The organism is Paenibacillus sp. JT22N1, assembly GCF_059692155.1.
In genome coordinates this window covers 1-16,695 of the sequence record NZ_JCAUAW010000048.1, presented here as the reverse complement: position 1 = coordinate 16,695, position 16,695 = coordinate 1, and the positions used below count along the sequence as shown (strand labels likewise).

Genomic DNA, 16,695 nt, shown 5'->3' with positions numbered 1-16,695 from the left:
CAATATCCTAGGCGCTGCACATTTTCAAAAAATGAATTAGCTGCGTCTTCTTTAGTGCTGTTCTTTTTCTTCGACTGCCGATTTTTAATTTTCATGGTAGTTGAGTAAAGGGCTGCCACGCGGCAGCCCTTTTATTAATTAACCTATAGTTCACCGTTAGCGTTACGCCATAAGAGATTAATTATTGCCATGACCGAGGGGCGAATGCCCCGATGCGTGAATATGGTGTTATCAGATGTCAGAGCCATCTTTGAAAACACCTATTTAGGTACCTTTCATATCTTTTTTCTAGTTACTTAAACAAGAACAAATCATAATGATATTTCCATCTGGATCTTTGAATGTGAACTCAGATAGATCAGGATATGTTAGGATTTCCGTTATCATATCAGTTCCTAATTGTTTGATATATTGATGGTGAATTTCCTAAAACATCCGTTATCGATTTATTGCTTGAGCTGCTCGCTCAACCCGACGATGATGCCTTCGGGACCGCGGATGTAGGCGAGTCGATTCGTGTCCCCGTATTGCACCACTTCGCCGACCAGTTCGGCGCCATGGGCAAGCAGGCGCGCGACCACGTCATCGATGTCATCGACGGCGAACATGATGCGGCGGATCCCGAGTTCGTTCACCGGAGCCTTCTCGGGCCCAGTTCTGATCGCATCCGGCGTGTGGAACTTGTCCAACTCGATCCGTCCGTGGCCGTCCGGAGTGCGCATAAACACGAGGGTAGCACAGACGTTCTGAAGGCCAATGAGACGATCTACTGAGGAGCCCTCGACGGTCGTTTCGCCCTCCAACTCGAATCCGAGTTGGAGAAAGAAGGCTTTAACGGCTTCGAGGTCGTCAACGACGATGAGGACGTTGTCCATTCGTAGTAATTTATTTTTTGTCATAGTTTTATCTCCTTATGAATTAAAAGTCACAATCTCTATTTAAAGCTTTCCTCAATTAAGTTTAGTTTATGTCTAAGCGTCTCTGTCATAAAGTTGCGCATAACGACTTATTTACGAACTTCGTTGGTGGTAATCTCCGCCATTTATCACTCTCTCAAAATTATGGTAAATTCACCCATTAATATAATACCGAATGCACGTTCGCTTGTAAAGAAGATATTTTAATTATCACCACGCATAACTGCCCGTTACTTTAACGGACAACGGTAGCCGATCGTATACCGGCTGCCGTTGTGTTGCGCTTGAACTATCGTTATCCATTAGATTAATTCGACTAATTGAAATAACAGTTCATATACATGCACTTACTTCCCTCTTCTATTAAAAGAGAGAATGATAAAGTTAATCCAAGTTATTATCGGGATAGAAATTACTAATACATAACGACTATAAAAATCAATTCCAAACAATTTTGATTCCTCGTTTAAGTTGTACAGGAACCAATATGCTAAACCCAATATTATTGTGTTGATAACAAAAGCCGATAACATTCCTAACCATTTGCTTTTCCTGTTCCTCATAATAAAGATAGATAAAACCGTTGAAACGATGAAAGAAATTGCTATGATAATGAAGTTCAACCCTTCACCACCTTATAATTTAAAGAGATTAAACTAACCTGTCCTTCACATGTTTTTAACTAACGTTCTCCGTTAGCTTAAGTAACCGTGACATTTAAAGTTATAGTTGGGATTTTTCATAACCTCTTCTTTCTGAAGTTCATACATGGCTATTTTATAGTTTATTTCTTCCAAGTGTTTTAGACTTTCGTCAATTTTCTTCTGCACTTCCAATTTATGCTGCATCAACATTTCTTCTCTTTGCAAGAAGGTAGGACTTCCTAATTCATAAAGTTCCTTGTAATCCTTGATTTTTGAAAGAGGCATTCCTGTCTCTTTGAGACAACGAATAAAAGAAATCCAGTCTATTTGTTGTTTGTTATAAACTCTACGGCCTTTTTCGTCACGAGATATATTTGGTAATATCCCTTGCTCTTCATAAAATCTAAGTGTCTTTGCAGATACATTTAAATTCTCCACTACATATGTCATTGAATACAACATCTACTTGTCCCACCTTTAGTTACAGTTACTGTAACTAAATATATATCATATGGAGAATGATAAGACAACTATTCTATTTGTAATCATATAAAAATAAATCCTTTACTTACTGTAACGGTAACCAATTACACTGAAATAGAAAAGAAAATATGATAGCGAGGTTAAAGAAATGAATCAAAAATACAGTAGGTTATTTGAATCCTTCACATTCAGAAGTGGAATAACAATAAAGAATAGTATCGTTATGGCACCTATGACAACCTGGTCAAGTAATGACGATCTTACCATTTCGGATGACGAAGTAAAGTATTACAAACAAAGAGTGAACGGGGTAGGACTCGTCATTACAGGGTGTACTCATGTTACACCTAATGGGCAGGGTTTTACGAATGAATTCGCTGGGTACAATGATGAATTTACTCCAAGTTTACGAAAATTAGCTGAGGCAGCGAAAAGTGGAGGCTCTCCTGCGATCCTACAGATTTTCCATGCTGGCAATAAAGCCTTGCCTGGATTGGATGCAGTTAGTGCGAGTGCATTGCAATCTGAGGCTACTGCTCTTGGCCCAACTGTAGAAACAAGAGAGCTATCACATGAGGAAATCCTGTCGATTATACGTGCTTTTGGAGACACAACGAGAAGAGCGATTGAAGCCGGATTTGATGGCATCGAAATTCATGGGGCTCATGGATTTTTAATTCAAAACTTCTGGTCGCCAGCGACAAATCAACGGACGGACCAATGGGGAGGATCACTTGAAAATCGCTTGCGTTTTCCATTGGCGATTATTGAAGAAATCAAAAATGTCATTGAAAAACATGCTACAAAACCATTCATTTTAGGATTCCGATTTTCCCCTGAAGAGTCCTCCAAAGTGGACGGATTACGCATGAAAGATACGTATGAATTAATTGATATCCTTGTTGAACAAGATTTAGATTATATACATGCTTCATTAGATAATGTGTCTTCAAAGCCAGTAGATAGTCAAGATGAAAAAACACGGCTTGAATTGATTCTTGAAAGAGCAAACGGTAAGGTACCTGTGATGGCTGCTGGTTCCATAATAACACCGGATGATGCTCTTAAAGCTGTGGAATTAGGATTGCCGCTAGTCGCCATTGGGCATGCGTTAATTATGGATCCTAATTGGGTTGAAAAGGTCGCAAATGGACGTGAAGCCGAGGTAGATTCTGAGTTGAACGTTTTAAAACTCGACCAGCTTAATATTCCAGAAAAACTTTGGAATGTAATTCAAGCCTTGCCGGGTTGGTTTAATATTAGTAACTAAAAAGTAGTCCTAAAGGCTACTCAGATTAACGAGAACCCCAAGTCTTTTATGAGACTTCGGGTTTCTTTTGCTAACTCTAAGGTGCTCCGTCCATCCGTAGTTCGGTAGGGCAATTCTTGCTGCTGCGGACACACATACCGCGTGTATTTCGATCTTGAAGGTCTTTGCAAATTAGGGGCGTTAAATAACCTGAATCTAAGGCTACTGCTCCAACAACAAACATCAGAGATCAGTTTCTCATCCAAGTGTTATTTGAAACAGGTTTGCGAATTGGTGAAGTCCTCTCACTCTATTTGGAAGATTTTAAGTTTGATTACAGAGGCCATCGGATTGTTCTAAAGGATCGAGGGGAATTAGAAAACGGAGCCATGCTCAAAACAGGTGAGCGCGGAATATATGTGTCCCAAGCGTTAATGGACTTGTTTGATGACTACTTATATGAAGTCCTTGATGAGTTGGACTTTCGTTCCAATTTCGTTTTTGTAATTCTTCGAGGTGAAAATAAAGGTAGGCCCCTGACACTTACCGCTGTAGAAGCTCTTTTTAAGCGTTTAAGGGAGAAAACGGGAATTCGCAAACTTCACCCCCACCTTTTTAGACACACACACGCTACGATGTATTACCAAGAAACCAAAGACATAAAGCAAGTGCAGGAACGTTTAGGACATTCGCAGATTCAGACCACGATGAATCTATACCTACATCTTTCAGAAGATGACATTCGTAAGGATTGGGAGAAAGCACAGACAGCCTTTCAGATCAATATAAAGGATTCAAGGTGATTGAATATGAAAAAAACCATTCTACGTACATACCGTGAGGAATTAAGCTTTCATGAGAGATTAGAGCAAGAGCTTTCTGCTTATCCTGAGAAGACCATTCATACTGATGGATCTATAAACGTGAAGCATGTAAATAATCCTTATTTCCTGGTCAATGGAATGGAATGTTGATTTTATCGGAGATATCAAACAGTTTAAAAAGCTGGCGGAGAATTATAATCACTCAACTCAAAATATCCATTTTCGAATCAAAAGCTCTACGGTTAATTTAGAAGCAAAATATTTTTGGTATCACGAGCTATTTTATGCTGAGAAAGCTCTCGTCACTATTTTTGTGGGACAATGCTGATGGCTATTTTGGTTGCATGAACAGAAATATAAGACACAAGAGATTCAAAAACATGCATTTCGTGCCGAAGTTACACGAAAAACACATTTGGCGGGCTATTTGCGATTGTTTCTTTCAAAGTTCTTGCAATTAACAGACACCCGTGAAGAATGGGAAAAAGATCGCTGGGATGTAAGGATACTGCATGATAAATATGGGATTCACTATAACAAGAGTAATTCTGCTCACTATCTTGATTTCACGAAGATCGAAAGTTTTAATATGCGTCTTCAGATTAAAAAGTACATTAAACTACGTCTACTGAGTAAACACAACTTTACTTGGGCTTCAGCAATAGCTTATATGAGTTTTTTACCAAATTTTCTTTCTTGTGTGTCTTCAATGGAACCAAATTGGAACGATTTAAGAGGCTTAAAACGCACTCACATGGAAATATATATTCAATGGTTACACGAGTATGCCAAGGGAAGTATAAAGCACAGAAATACACATCCTGAACGTTATATAAACAAAGGAGTTCTAGTTGTCGGCAAGTTTCTGGAGGATCTTCACCGTTACGAATATGACATCGCTCCTGAAACTCCTGTACAAAGGCTCCTTTTTCCAGAGGATAAGCCCAAGCTTCGAAAAAAATCTATTGACCAAATTGACTACATTCCAGATTATGTTTTAGAGCAATTATTCACCCATATTAATGACTTACCTAAAGAGATAACTCCTATCGTATGGGTTGCCTTTAAAACAGGGCTGCGCGTTTCCGATGTGTTAGGCTTAACTTCGGACTGCTTAGTAAAACTAAACGGCAAATACTCCATTATAACGGATATTGAAAAGACTTATGTTCAAGGTCATCGAATTCCCATTGACGAAAAGTTGGCGGATATTCTTGCAGTTCTCATTCAACATTCAAAAGAAAAAAGCAATCAAGATAATAATCCAGAAGGATTAATTTTTGTTCGTTATCGTGGCGCTCGCAAAGGAAGGCCATTCAACCAGCATTGGCTTCTGAGACAATTAAATGTACTGGCTATGAAAAAGAATATCACCGATGAAAATGGGTATGTATTTCACTTTAAAACCCATCAGTTTAGACATACTTATGCAGTTAAGATGCTAAATGGTGGAGCGGACATTCTGACTGTCCAAGAGTTGTTAGCCCATGCTTCTCCTGAAATGACCTTGCGGTATGCAAAGTTGTTGGACGATACGAAAAGAAAGGCTTTTGAAACTGTAATCACTCAAGGTGTTTTTAGCTTTGACCTTAACGGTGATGTGCAAGAAATTAAAGTGGGAGAAGACATTCCTGTAGAGATCTTAAATGCGTTATGGCAAGACCATAAGTTGAATGCAATGGATAACCCTTATGGGACATGCCACGCTCGTTTAAAAGGTGAATGCCCTCACATGGAAGCACCACCTTGCTTAACGTGTAATGGAGGAAGCCCATGTAAAGATTTAGCCATAGGCTTCTCTGAATTGGATGTACAGAAATATGAACTGCATATTAAAACCACATCAAAGGCTATTGTGGCAGCAAAACAACATGGTCGTGAAGATATGGCTGAGAAGAATGAGAAAAATCTACTACGTTATCAGGGGATTCTAACTAACCTTCAAGAAGGCAATATCATTTTCGGTAGACAAGACCGTATAAAAAGAAAGGTGAGTGCTGGGAATGGCTAATTACGACCGTACAGCTCATCTGAAGAGAATCCATGCCCAACGGAAGGCGAGTACCTTAGAGAAGGTAGATCAGGCGATTATACGCCTCTTACGAGCCAACAAGAGCATCAATTTCAATAGCGTATCAGAAGAATCGGGTGTATCGAAAGCGAGTTTATATAACCATTCAGATATCCGCGAGAGGATCGAATCCTTACGCCGTCAACAATCACAAGCACCTACTCCAAAACAAGTAAAGCGTGAGATGAATGATGCGAATAAGGATGTAATCATCGAAACATTAAAACGTAAAATCAAAGCACTGGAGAACGAGAACAAAGAATTACGAGAAGAAATGAAAAAGGCTTATGCTCAGATTTACGAAAAATTTTAGTTGCACTTCATTGAACGGGCAGGATAGCTTGACAATAACAAAGGGATTTAAGACTCGCAAGATCGCTGCTTATTTATGCGTACCCGGAGAAGGAAACGAGTGGGTCTGTAATACGCTTGAATTATAAATAACAGACAATTCGTGGTAATATAACATAAACAGCGGCAGCCTTGGACTGAGGTAATACAATCCTTGACTGCCGCTATTATAATCCTATTTTCAATTTAGATGTTAATCTCTAGTATAATTCTCTATCATACCTGCAGGATATCGACTACCCGCCGATCCATGAGGAAGAATTTCGGCAATACGTGCAAGATCCTGCTCAGTAAGCGCGAGATCGGCAGCACCCACGTTCTCCTCTACTCGCTTTAGGCTACGTGTTCCAGGGATAGGAACAATATTCTCATTTTGAGCTAGTAGCCAGGCAAGTGCCAACTGCGCAACCGTAATATTCTTATTGGAAGCCAGTTCATTAAGCTGTTGGACTGCATTCAAGTTATAGGTAAAATTGTCACCCTGCCAACGCTCGTCAATGCGCCGAAAATCGTCTGCCGGATACTCCTCAGCGGGTTTGACGGAGTTAGTCAGGAAGCCCCTACCTAATGGCGCGTATGGGACCAACCCAATACCCAACTCTTCTAACACTGCAAGAATCTTTCGATCTTCAAGCTCACGTTCAAAAATGGAGTACTCACTCTGCAATACAGATACTGGCGTCACAGCATGTGCACGACGAATTGTTTTCGGGCCTGCATTACTCAATCCAAAATATTTAACTTTACCTTGTTGAATCAGTTCTCCCACTACGCCTGCAACTTCTTCGATTGGTATATTTGGATCAGGGATATGCTGATAAAAGACGTCAATGTAATCCGTTTGCAAGTAACGCAGACTATTCTCTGCAACCTTTCGAATATTATCGGGATGGCTGTTAAATCGGGAGCCTATAGGGTCAGTTTTCATGTCAAAACCAAACTTAGTCGCGAGTACAACTTGATCGCGGAAGCCTTTGACTGCTTTACCGAGTACTTGCTCATTGTGACCGTTACCGTATAACTCAGCAGTGTCGAAAAAATTTATGCCAAGTTCATAGGCATGTCGTATGGTTTTGATACCTTCCTCTTCATTAGATGGACCATATGCTATAGAAATCCCCATGCAGCCAAATCCAAGTGTGGAAACGCGTAAACCCTGTTGACCTAAAATTCTTGTTTTCACAATTTCACTTCCTTTCAAGTGTACGTATCAACGAAGAGGCTAATTCTTTAAACGACCTCTGTCATACGTATAACTAAACTATACATGTTAAAGTAATCTTTAAGTCAAGTAAGGCAGTTATATGGTTAAGTCTTGAGGATCTTTCTTAAGAACAAGTACATCATAAAGTATTATTTTTTTGTTTATTTTTTCAAGATGGTTCAAAGTTATTGATAATTTCTTCTCAACACTTTGCTTATGTTCTAACAGAAGTTTTCTTCTTTTTTCCAAAGTTTCATCACCCTCATAGGCCATTATAAGGTATTCTTTTATTGTATCTAATGCCATTCCCGTGTCTTTTAAAGCAATTACCAATTGCAACCATTCTAATTCGGCATCATCATATATTCTTCGTCCATTCGTATCTCGATTGATTTTTGGAAGTATACCTTCTTTTTCATAAAAACGTAGTGTTGAAGAAGATATATTGAACATTTTTTTCACTTCATTAATTGTGTACACTATAACAAATCCCCTTTTATGTTGAAGTTAACTTCAACATAGTGTACTGTAATAACCGATTTATAACAATCGATTTAATTCAATAGTTAAATAACCGATCGATTTTTTGTCTAGAGACAATGCCTTTGTTATATTCTTTCATGAGAAGTCATATACAATACCTACGTTAAACCAGCGATTTTCAGGTTATAAAGAAAGTCAATGTCTACTTAAGTGGAAAACACTTCGATGGCCATCGATCCCAGAGATACGCATCTACCGTTATCACGCTGATCGACGGGATACTCATGGTCACGACAAACATTGCTTTACTTGTCGTAAATTTGATATTGTTCATGTCCTCGGCCGTAAATTGGATCAGATTCTTGTCACTCGACAAATACGGACATAATGTAGCCGGCCCACATGATCGGCTGTTTTTTTCGTTACGCTCCCATGGAAGAACGCAATTACTTCCATAATCTATGGTGTCGCGTGAGCGGCATGGATGGCTAAAGGGGAACGATAGTTAAAAATAAAGGGTTCTACATATTAGTCATGCATAATATGTAGAACCCTTTATTTTATTTGATTTCCTTAAGTTTAGGTCTTGATAATTTTCAGTCTAATACTTTATTTTCCTTGAACATCTGTTGTTACTTCCCCTTCATGCCCTAGTGAAAATAGCCGTTTGCCACCATGCTCTACTGCCCGTTACTTGAATGAAAGCCAAAAAGAAGCCGCTTCAAGGCAGCTCCTCTTCCACTATCGTTTCCGTTAGCTCAACTCCCGCCAGACTTTTCTAATTAAAATCCGTCGAGCGAAATAGCTAGGGCTTATGCGCATATGTTTGTGTCGCAAAACGTTTATGCACTGATGTTTGTGTCGGCGGACAATTATTAATTGAATTAAAAAAACGGGCTGTTTTCAAGTAGATCTACTTGAAAACAGCCCTTACTTGACATGTCACTCTTCGCTATAAAGGAGCAATCATCCTCAGCAGCACGTCAACACTCGGAAGCTGGTAGCCACCAATCTTCTGCACATTAAGCACCATCAGACCGGAGAGGACCGATAAGTAAGATGCAATCATTTCGTCCAAATCGTCATCTACAAGCTCTCCGAGCTCTTGTCCTTCACGGAATAATGCCTGCAGTTGCTTGACGTAATTGTCCATCGAGTAATGCTTCATCAACTCCAACACCTTTTCAGGCACTCCATCTGATGTTCGTGCCTGATGGATCAGCAAAAAGTAGTCCGTACCACCTTCATCCAACATATCTTGCGTTAACGCTCTGATTTTATCGATCGGCGAGCCAGGCAACTCATAAACACTTTGCATAGCCTCATCCGATGCAATCATTGCTCTTTCAACAAGTGTTGTGAAAAGCTCTTCTTTAGACGCAAAGTAATGATAAAGCAGTCCATGACTAATCTCGGCTTCAGCGGCAATCATGCTCATTTTCGTCCCAATAATCCCCCGCCTTGCAAAAACTTTAAGCGCAGCGCTTATAATTTGCTCTCTGCGTTCATCTCGAATGTGATGCTGTTGTTCTTCATTCAACGGAGACAATACGTCTTTCACTCCTAACTTGGAATTATTTTAGTTAATGCTTCTTCTAACGGCAGCTCGTATTCTTTCAGCAGGTCCGCGAGTAGTTGCTGTCCTTCCTCCGATGCCTCAAGCACCGACTTGACCATCTGTGGATTAAACAATTCATGCAGAGGCAATGATAACGAATTAACGCCCCAGTACAAACCGAATAGCTTGAAATTATGATTCGCAGTCCCCTCTTTCAGGATCAAATTCATATACCTGCTGCCAAAAGTAATTCCCTTGAGTGGTTCTGTGCCTGCCTCATATTCGACGCCATCCCACTGTAAATCCGCCGCGCAATTTAACCACCAGGCAGGGGTAATGACCTTTTCTTGTAACCTACGGAGCACCTTTTGCTCGAAATGAAGCTCAGGGTTGTTCTGTCGCTCCTGCAACAAGGTGTTTAGCAAATCCACTTCTATGGCAGCAACCGTCATCCCTTGACCAAAAATCGGGTCATAGATACAGAACGCGTCGCCCAACACTAACAATCCGTCCGGCCATCTTTCCATTTGCTCATAGTGGTGACGGTACAGTTCTGGTACGCGAAAACCCTTAGGCGGGGTGATAGGTTCGAGCTCACACAAGATTTCTGCAATCATGGGGGTAAGAAGCTGAGCGACCTCTTGTTCGAAATCTTCCGCATTCGTTGGTGGATAGTGCCCACCTGGACGATACAGCAGCATTTCAGCCACCTGATTCTCTATAAAGGAAAATACACCCGTAAATGTTCCCTTGACCGGTTGGCCCATGATGTTGATCACATCCCATTTCTCAATCAGGTGCTTCAAATGCGCAGGTACGTTATATCGACGCGTACTGTATCCGATAGCTGCTTTCATCCGATCAGAGCGAGGTATATCATATCCAAACTCCTTCAACCATTTCGTCAGTTTGGAGGCGCGGCCGCTGGCATCCACAACAAGATCCGCCAAGAATTCGCTCTTCTTACTTGTTCCCCGCCTACGTACTTGGACCCCTGTAACAGCCGTATATTTCGGAGTTGTAAGAAGCCCAATGACATCATGCTCCGCTAGCAGCCGTACATTGGGTATCTCCTGTACACGTCCACGAATCACCCACTCCAGTACAGCACGGCTGAACTTGATATCATTCCGTTGATACGGTCCGGCTACCGTTCCATATTGATTCATCATATGAACGGTTTTATTTAATGAACTTGGTGAACCAAGAGCCACCAGTTCTTCCTCATAGCCAGGAAAAAGCTGCTCCGTAATCATTTTACCACGCTGTGTGAACCTATGGGGATGAAAGCCATGCGGAGCGCCATTCCGATCTGCGGGATGATGAGGAAACTCATCCTTATCGATAAGGATTACCTCTTCGTAATACGACGAGAGGACCCTTGCCGTCATTAAACCTGTGATGCTGCCACCGATCACGATCGCCTTGCCTTCTTTTTGTATATTCTTCATATGATTCGCTCCTAATTTTCGATTGATTGAATCAGTCAATATTCAGTTAAAAAAATGCGTTCGAGTTTTAGATTGACTGAATCAGTCAATAATAGGATAGACGATTATTTCCCGTAAGTCAATAAGCTATATTCCTTTTTTTAACAGGACAAAGCAAGGCAATGTCTAAGACCTTAGGTGAAAATATGGGAGGTTTGCGCTCCATGGCTTCGAAAATCCGTTAACGCAACTGCTCTGTGATAATAAAGTATTAGACCGAGACTCCTTATCTATCAAGGAATCCCGGTCATTTTAATCTCAAAGATATTTATAAATTGAAGTGTTGCTTAAGTTAAATCCGTATAAAAAAGTTGTAGACTACCCTATAGAGCTATCGTTCCTCGGCGTATTATGAGGTCAACCAGTATTCACTGGTTGACCTCTTTCATTTTGGTGGTGTATTTGTCAGTAGCCGGGGCAGATCGATCGTTCCTCTGGGTCTGTAACCCGTTGCTAAAACTGATCGCCCCCTACTTGTAGAAACCATGTTTAAGCTGGTTGAGACAATTAGATCTCGCATAACAAGCGATGTTGTGGAACTATGAAGAGTGCTTAGCTTTTAGACGTCATTACAAACGTACACGTAAAGTACTTGATTATTCTACCCGTTAGGTGAGCGAAAGGCTGCCAATCATGCCGGCAGCCTCGTCTTAGGTATTTATAGAGGATATATAACAAAACGCAAACCGAAAAAATCCAGTCGTTTATGCTATGCGGCGGGAGATCTTTTTTGAACATGAAACTAAATTAGAAAGTGGGTAGGTTATCTAAATTGTTCCCATCAAATCCGTCCGGTTCACTGCGAATGATATCGCGACCGTATTTATGGAATACATCCAAGTGCGCCAAATTACCACTTTTCGCTTCGTTTAAAGCAGTTACATAATCGAGTTCTCTACCGGAATCCGTTTTAAACGCAATGATATCGCCGTCTTCATTTTTCCGAACCGATACAATTTGTTCCATTCCCGGTTCAGTTTTAATTTCTTGAGCTGCTCTCTGCTGACCTTCTTGGCGGTAATGGTTGTAAATTTCCTTGAATTTTAAATTATTATTTTTGGAATTGAAGTTTGGCATATTCTCACCTCCACAGTACATGATTCCCTTTGGATAATGAACATACACCTATTCTTAAATAATGTAATTTTCCAACAAAAATAGGTGTTTAACTATGAACTAACGTTCCCCGTTAGCTCAATAATGCAGTTTGAAAGGTCAACATTTTTGAATTATATGACTATGTAATGGCCATCCTCTATTCTGGTTAATTTGAGGTTCTCCTTAATTTCTAGATCCACCAATTTCTGTTCCTGCCCGAGATATCTGTTGTGATGCGGCAAAATGATTTCTGGTATGAGACCAACAGCATCAAAATCAGTTAGGCCAATATCTTTCCATTCAGGGTGCAAAATATTTGCATGCTTTATTGTCTTCCCAAGTACTACAGCTCCCGAACTGTGACCAAGGATCATGCTGCCGCTCTCCTTTATATCAATAATTATATCGTCAACCTTAGCTTTCTTAATTTGTTCCAATAAGTAAAAGGGGTTTCCACCGAAAATACAAACGATGGGATAATTATATAAAATCTGAGGATTTTCATTTGCGATATCAATGAAATCAACCGTCGAAAACCCAACGTCAGTTAGCTGTACAGTTGTTTTATTTGTATGAAAACTTCGATTTTCGGCATCCTTAATTGCTGTGGTAATAATACAGATTTTTTTCTCTACGTTGTGTTCCTGCAGTATTATATTAAATTGGGTAAATACTGCATCATCGTAAAGTCCATTTGAGGTTAGAAAAACAGGTAACATTACAGTATAAACACCTCCGTAAATTTATTGCATTAATTGTATCGTAGCATAATTTCCCATTAAACTCTTCTGCCCGTTACTACAATAGGCTACCGAGCATGTCGGTAGCCTATTATTATTGTGCTATCGTTGCTCGATAGTTGAATAACTACTGGTCCAGAAACGAATGAGTTCGAATGAGTTCTTCTTTACTGTTTTGACTATATCTACAAATTTTTTATCATCTCAATTTTAGTAACAACCCAACCTATATCCTGTAATAAATAAACATTATATTTTTGAGTGCCTTTGTGCTCTTCATTTTTAAAGTTACAATCGCATTCAAGAATATATATACGCTCTCTAAACTTTTCTTCTCTTAAAGTGACATTTATTATCTTATATTCATTGGTATTGGACCTTAAATATTGTTCAATTGAAGCTTCGGGACTAGAATCAATATGACTTGCATCAATGAACAATTTTATATAGTTCACAAAATAAACGATAGAAATAAGCAAGAAAAAACCAAGGAATACTAATTTAAGCTTTGTTAACTTCATATTGTTTTACCTCTAGGTTACCTGATCCAATTCAGTAATTAGGTATATTTTACCATTTGAACAGTTAAATGAACACCATATATTTATAGAGTAGTTTGGAAGTATTCTGCCCGTTAGCACAAAAGGCTGCACACGGCAGCCCTTTTAGGTATGTTCAACTATCGTTACCGTTTGTTCAGTAACCCCATGCTTTACACAAAGTATGCACCCAGTTCATTTTTATTAAGGGTTATCATTGTTTTCCACCACTAAATCATGAATAAACACGAACATTCAGGAAGGTAATCAATTGACAAAGCCGAACAAACGTGAATATAATGGAGCTATCACTGGAAAAAGGTGAAATTTTACATTTGGAGGTATGTACAATGTTTTCTGAGGAACGTAGAGAAGAAATTCTAAAACTTCTTCACAAGAACGGTCGAATACTTGCAAAGGAGTTAGCAGATATGTTTGAAATGTCTATTGACTCCATTAGAAGAGACCTTTCAATCATGGAAGAAAAGGGATTACTAAAGAGAACTCATGGTGGTGCTGTACCCGCCGGTAAAGTAAGAAATACTCCAACGCCAGAATCACTTTCATCACGTTATGGGGAAGGCACTCCACTTCAGAATGCCATTTCAAGGAAAGCCTCTACCTTTATTCAAGAAAAGGATACTGTCTTTATTTCTGGTGCTGGTATTCATTTTGGAATGTTAAAGTATCTCCCTGAGTTTCCTTTCACTGTAGTAACCAATTCAATTAGAATTGCGGATAACTTGAAGGAACGTACTCACATAGACGTTTATCTTATCGGAGGCAAAGTAAAGCGTTCAGGTAACATTACAGATTCATTAGCATATGATTTTATCCGACAATTCTCATTAGACCTTTGTTTTATTACGGGTGGTGCAATTTCTAAAAATGGTATTAGTACGGCTACTCCTGAAGTAGCAAGCTTTGGAAGAAGTGCAATTGAAATATCAAGGAAAACCATTTGTTTGGCTCCCCATGAGAAGTTAGGTATTGATGCATTTGCTAAGCTAGGTCCTATTACGCCAATTGACATACTCATTACGGATGAAGAAGCAACCATCGAAGCAATTGAGGACATTGAAAGTAAAGGTGTTAAGGTAATCATTGCTAAGGTTGGTGAGGATGACTATGAAAGGTAGTAAAAACGTAAGAAAGGAATAGACGTAGCCCTTCGCACAGGACGTCTATTCCTCTGACCTGGAGCCGTTAAACGGCTCCGATTTTATTATACCATAAGAGACTTGCAATCATTTCTCTTAAACTTCATTACAATTAAACTATCCTGCCCGTTACTTGAGAAAAGGCAACCACCCCACCTGGGTTGGCTGCCTTTTCATGTTTTTATTGAACTCTCGTTTCTCCATTAGTTCAACGGAGTGATAGCTTGTTTGTAAGGTATCATGCGGTCCAAACATTCAACTCTTAGTTCACTACCCCATATCTGTTTCCGTCAGGATCTTGAAGTGAAAATCCTCGCATTCCGTCGAACTCCTCAATCTCACCAACATCGGCTCCTCGCTGCCGCAGAAGTTTATATGCCGACTCAACATCTTGCGTATGAAAGTTAAAATACTGTCCTACACCATAATCATTTTTCGGAAATGGTTTCTGTTCAATGTTGTAGGAACGCACGAGACAAAAAATGATTTTGTTATCATTCATCATTGTCACAGTAGCGTTCGGTTCATCTTTATGCATGATTTCAAATCCTAACACACGGGTATACCATTCAGTTGATCGTTTCAGGTCGCTGACCGGGACGAAAATACCAACACCAAAAAATGGGCTTTGACTCATCTTAAATATCTCCTCCTTAAGTATTAATGTGAACTTAACTAATAAACGACACATTCACCGAAAACCAAACAGAGGGTTTAAAAAAAGTTTTCCGTCACCATAAATTGGTTCCCGTCTGGATCTTCTAAATAGAAAGCGATCCTCCCATTTACCAATCGGATGTTGCTGATTTTCACCCGTATCTTGGCCAATTCGAGGTAACACCTGCATATCGCACTAAGGTCTCTCTGTTTGAAGGCTTCGACGAGCCTATCCAAATCCAATTGTGAGGCATACGATTTCGGAACTTCCCTCTCAAAAGGATCTTTACTAGCTACCTCAATTTGACGGGCAAGCTTCTTTAATCTCAATCGAGCACGCCCAAGAGTCACCTGGACGGTCCCTTCCGCTTGTGATAAGAACTCGGCGGTTTCATTCGAAGTAAAATCAAATACATCTATGAGCAACAAAATGACTAAGGCCCGTGGTGATAACCGGTGAGCTAATGCTTCCAGTAGCTCTCGTGTTAATAGCTCCCCATCATGAAATGATGTATCATTAAAAGCCGTATCTGTGGTCTGGATGCGGCGTTTATCCATTTTTATTTTATCTTTCCATGCGTTTGAGGCGATTCGATACAGATAAGCCTTTGATACCGTTCGTGAAGGATCCGATTTAACCACCTTATACACTTTAAATAGAACCTCTTGCGATAAGTCCTCTGCATCCCACTGATTATGGGTAATATACAAACAATACCGATATATGGTTTGTTCCATTTGCGATAGCTCTAGTGTAGATATGTAAATTCACCTCACCTAATAACCTTTTCGCCAATTACCTTAGTTTTCCTTTTACATATAAATTAAAAGGCCCTTTAGCTTAATAAAAACAAGGAGCAACTGCGGCAGAACTGCTCCTTGTTTTGTTCAACTATAGTTACCCGTTAGCGTAATCCTATGATCGCATAATAACACGGCAAACAGATTAAGATAGGAGCAGTAAGTTTCTTTTTGAATTGATCGACTAAATTTGGATGGGGAGTGCCATCAAAAAGTATCAGTTCTGAATCTTGCTTTTTGTCACCACAAGACTGACATTGTGCCAAATCCCCTAACTCCTTTCAAAATACCGTTTCTATCATTGAGCTATCGTTCCCCGTTAGCCGTTCATGCAGCGCAAGACCAGCGCTGCACCACAGAGGATGAAAATGGATAAAATCCGTCAATACTTCTACTACGGCTGGGTGAGGAAGGTCGATCAACTAT

15 protein-coding genes and 2 pseudogenes are annotated in these 16,695 nt (G+C 39.9%); 5 read left to right on the top strand and 12 right to left on the bottom strand.

The genetic code is table 11. The features are described 5' to 3' along the window. Positions 1 to 446: 446 nt before the first annotated feature. Together AC58UU_RS39115 and AC58UU_RS39110 are read right to left on the bottom strand one after the other, a co-directional pair. Positions 447 to 899 (bottom strand): VOC family protein, encoded by a 453-nt coding sequence (locus AC58UU_RS39115; protein WP_497322900.1) that lies wholly within the window; start codon positions 897 to 899, stop codon positions 447 to 449. Between the two features lie 713 nt (positions 900 to 1,612). Then, on the bottom strand, positions 1,613 to 2,023 hold the full coding sequence (locus AC58UU_RS39110) for a MerR family transcriptional regulator (RefSeq protein WP_307440055.1): 411 nt from the start codon (positions 2,021 to 2,023) through the stop codon (positions 1,613 to 1,615). 169 nt (positions 2,024 to 2,192) lie between these two features. On the opposite strand from AC58UU_RS39110, the gene AC58UU_RS39105 reads away from it, so the two are divergent. The 4 genes and pseudogenes from AC58UU_RS39105 (at position 2,193) to AC58UU_RS39090 (ending at position 6,501) form a co-directional block, all read left to right on the top strand. Further along, positions 2,193 to 3,314, top strand: coding sequence for an NADH-dependent flavin oxidoreductase (locus AC58UU_RS39105; RefSeq protein ID WP_497322899.1), 1,122 nt, complete (start codon positions 2,193 to 2,195; stop codon positions 3,312 to 3,314). A 212-nt stretch (positions 3,315 to 3,526) separates the two neighbouring features. Next, a pseudogene (locus AC58UU_RS39100) lies at positions 3,527 to 4,096 on the top strand (tyrosine-type recombinase/integrase); the annotation flags it as partial. Positions 4,097 to 4,102: 6 nt separating this feature from the next. Beyond that, positions 4,103 to 6,128: pseudogene (locus tag AC58UU_RS39095) on the top strand (site-specific integrase). Further along, positions 6,121 to 6,501: a DUF6262 family protein gene (locus AC58UU_RS39090; protein WP_497322897.1), complete on the top strand. Its 381-nt coding sequence runs from the start codon at positions 6,121 to 6,123 to the stop codon at positions 6,499 to 6,501. The pseudogene AC58UU_RS39095 and the gene AC58UU_RS39090 overlap by 8 nt, the downstream one beginning before the upstream one ends. Before the next feature lie 231 nt (positions 6,502 to 6,732). Here the strand turns inward: AC58UU_RS39090 and AC58UU_RS39085 are convergent, their stop codons facing one another. From AC58UU_RS39085 to AC58UU_RS39050, 8 genes are all read right to left on the bottom strand, one after another. Next, positions 6,733 to 7,740, bottom strand: a complete 1,008-nt coding sequence (locus AC58UU_RS39085) for an aldo/keto reductase (protein ID WP_497322896.1) — start codon at positions 7,738 to 7,740, stop codon at positions 6,733 to 6,735. Between the two features lie 99 nt (positions 7,741 to 7,839). Next, positions 7,840 to 8,223: a MerR family transcriptional regulator gene (locus AC58UU_RS39080; protein ID WP_497322895.1), complete on the bottom strand. Its 384-nt coding sequence runs from the start codon at positions 8,221 to 8,223 to the stop codon at positions 7,840 to 7,842. Between the two features lie 205 nt (positions 8,224 to 8,428). Next, positions 8,429 to 8,560: a hypothetical protein gene (locus AC58UU_RS39075; protein ID WP_497322893.1), complete on the bottom strand. Its 132-nt coding sequence runs from the start codon at positions 8,558 to 8,560 to the stop codon at positions 8,429 to 8,431. Between the two features lie 618 nt (positions 8,561 to 9,178). After that, positions 9,179 to 9,775 (bottom strand): TetR/AcrR family transcriptional regulator, encoded by a 597-nt coding sequence (locus AC58UU_RS39070; protein ID WP_497322891.1) that lies wholly within the window; start codon positions 9,773 to 9,775, stop codon positions 9,179 to 9,181. 14 nt (positions 9,776 to 9,789) lie between these two features. Beyond that, positions 9,790 to 11,235 carry an FAD-dependent oxidoreductase gene (locus AC58UU_RS39065; protein WP_497322890.1) on the bottom strand — a complete coding sequence of 482 codons (1,446 nt, stop codon included), beginning with the start codon at positions 11,233 to 11,235 and terminating at the stop codon, positions 9,790 to 9,792. A 786-nt stretch (positions 11,236 to 12,021) separates the two neighbouring features. Next, positions 12,022 to 12,351, bottom strand: a complete 330-nt coding sequence (locus AC58UU_RS39060; protein ID WP_497322888.1) for a DUF3892 domain-containing protein — start codon at positions 12,349 to 12,351, stop codon at positions 12,022 to 12,024. Between the two features lie 152 nt (positions 12,352 to 12,503). Further along, positions 12,504 to 13,091 carry a Type 1 glutamine amidotransferase-like domain-containing protein gene (locus tag AC58UU_RS39055; RefSeq protein ID WP_497322886.1) on the bottom strand — a complete coding sequence of 196 codons (588 nt, stop codon included), beginning with the start codon at positions 13,089 to 13,091 and terminating at the stop codon, positions 12,504 to 12,506. Positions 13,092 to 13,297: 206 nt separating this feature from the next. Next, positions 13,298 to 13,633: a hypothetical protein gene (locus AC58UU_RS39050; RefSeq protein ID WP_497322885.1), complete on the bottom strand. Its 336-nt coding sequence runs from the start codon at positions 13,631 to 13,633 to the stop codon at positions 13,298 to 13,300. A 368-nt stretch (positions 13,634 to 14,001) separates the two neighbouring features. Between AC58UU_RS39050 and AC58UU_RS39045 the strand changes: the two genes are divergently transcribed. Beyond that, a complete protein-coding gene (locus AC58UU_RS39045) occupies positions 14,002 to 14,790 on the top strand; it encodes a DeoR/GlpR family DNA-binding transcription regulator (protein WP_497322883.1) in 789 nt (262 codons plus the stop codon). A gap of 283 nt (positions 14,791 to 15,073) precedes the next feature. Here AC58UU_RS39045 and AC58UU_RS39040 read toward each other — a convergent pair whose 3' ends face one another. Beyond that, positions 15,074 to 15,448: a VOC family protein gene (locus AC58UU_RS39040; RefSeq protein ID WP_497322882.1), complete on the bottom strand. Its 375-nt coding sequence runs from the start codon at positions 15,446 to 15,448 to the stop codon at positions 15,074 to 15,076. A 77-nt stretch (positions 15,449 to 15,525) separates the two neighbouring features. Further along, on the bottom strand, positions 15,526 to 16,206 hold the full coding sequence (locus AC58UU_RS39035) for an RNA polymerase sigma factor (RefSeq protein ID WP_497322880.1): 681 nt from the start codon (positions 16,204 to 16,206) through the stop codon (positions 15,526 to 15,528). Positions 16,207 to 16,695: the final 489 nt, after the last annotated feature.

Bases quoted from the DNA above. Each gene is read 5' to 3' on its own strand.
- AC58UU_RS39115 (WP_497322900.1), bottom strand. From the start codon at position 899: ATGACAAAAAATAAATTACTACGAATGGACAACGTCCTCATCGTCGTT.
- AC58UU_RS39110 (WP_307440055.1), bottom strand. From the start codon at position 2,023: ATGTTGTATTCAATGACATATGTAGTGGAGAATTTAAATGTATCTGCA.
- AC58UU_RS39105 (WP_497322899.1), top strand. From the start codon at position 2,193: ATGAATCAAAAATACAGTAGGTTATTTGAATCCTTCACATTCAGAAGT.
- AC58UU_RS39090 (WP_497322897.1), top strand. From the start codon at position 6,121: ATGGCTAATTACGACCGTACAGCTCATCTGAAGAGAATCCATGCCCAA.
- AC58UU_RS39075 (WP_497322893.1), bottom strand. From the start codon at position 8,560: ATGAACAATATCAAATTTACGACAAGTAAAGCAATGTTTGTCGTGACC.
- AC58UU_RS39065 (WP_497322890.1), bottom strand. From the start codon at position 11,235: ATGAAGAATATACAAAAAGAAGGCAAGGCGATCGTGATCGGTGGCAGC.
- AC58UU_RS39060 (WP_497322888.1), bottom strand. From the start codon at position 12,351: ATGCCAAACTTCAATTCCAAAAATAATAATTTAAAATTCAAGGAAATT.
- AC58UU_RS39055 (WP_497322886.1), bottom strand. From the start codon at position 13,091: ATGTTACCTGTTTTTCTAACCTCAAATGGACTTTACGATGATGCAGTA.
- AC58UU_RS39050 (WP_497322885.1), bottom strand. From the start codon at position 13,633: ATGAAGTTAACAAAGCTTAAATTAGTATTCCTTGGTTTTTTCTTGCTT.
- AC58UU_RS39045 (WP_497322883.1), top strand. From the start codon at position 14,002: ATGTTTTCTGAGGAACGTAGAGAAGAAATTCTAAAACTTCTTCACAAG.
- AC58UU_RS39040 (WP_497322882.1), bottom strand. From the start codon at position 15,448: ATGAGTCAAAGCCCATTTTTTGGTGTTGGTATTTTCGTCCCGGTCAGC.
- AC58UU_RS39035 (WP_497322880.1), bottom strand. From the start codon at position 16,206: ATGGAACAAACCATATATCGGTATTGTTTGTATATTACCCATAATCAG.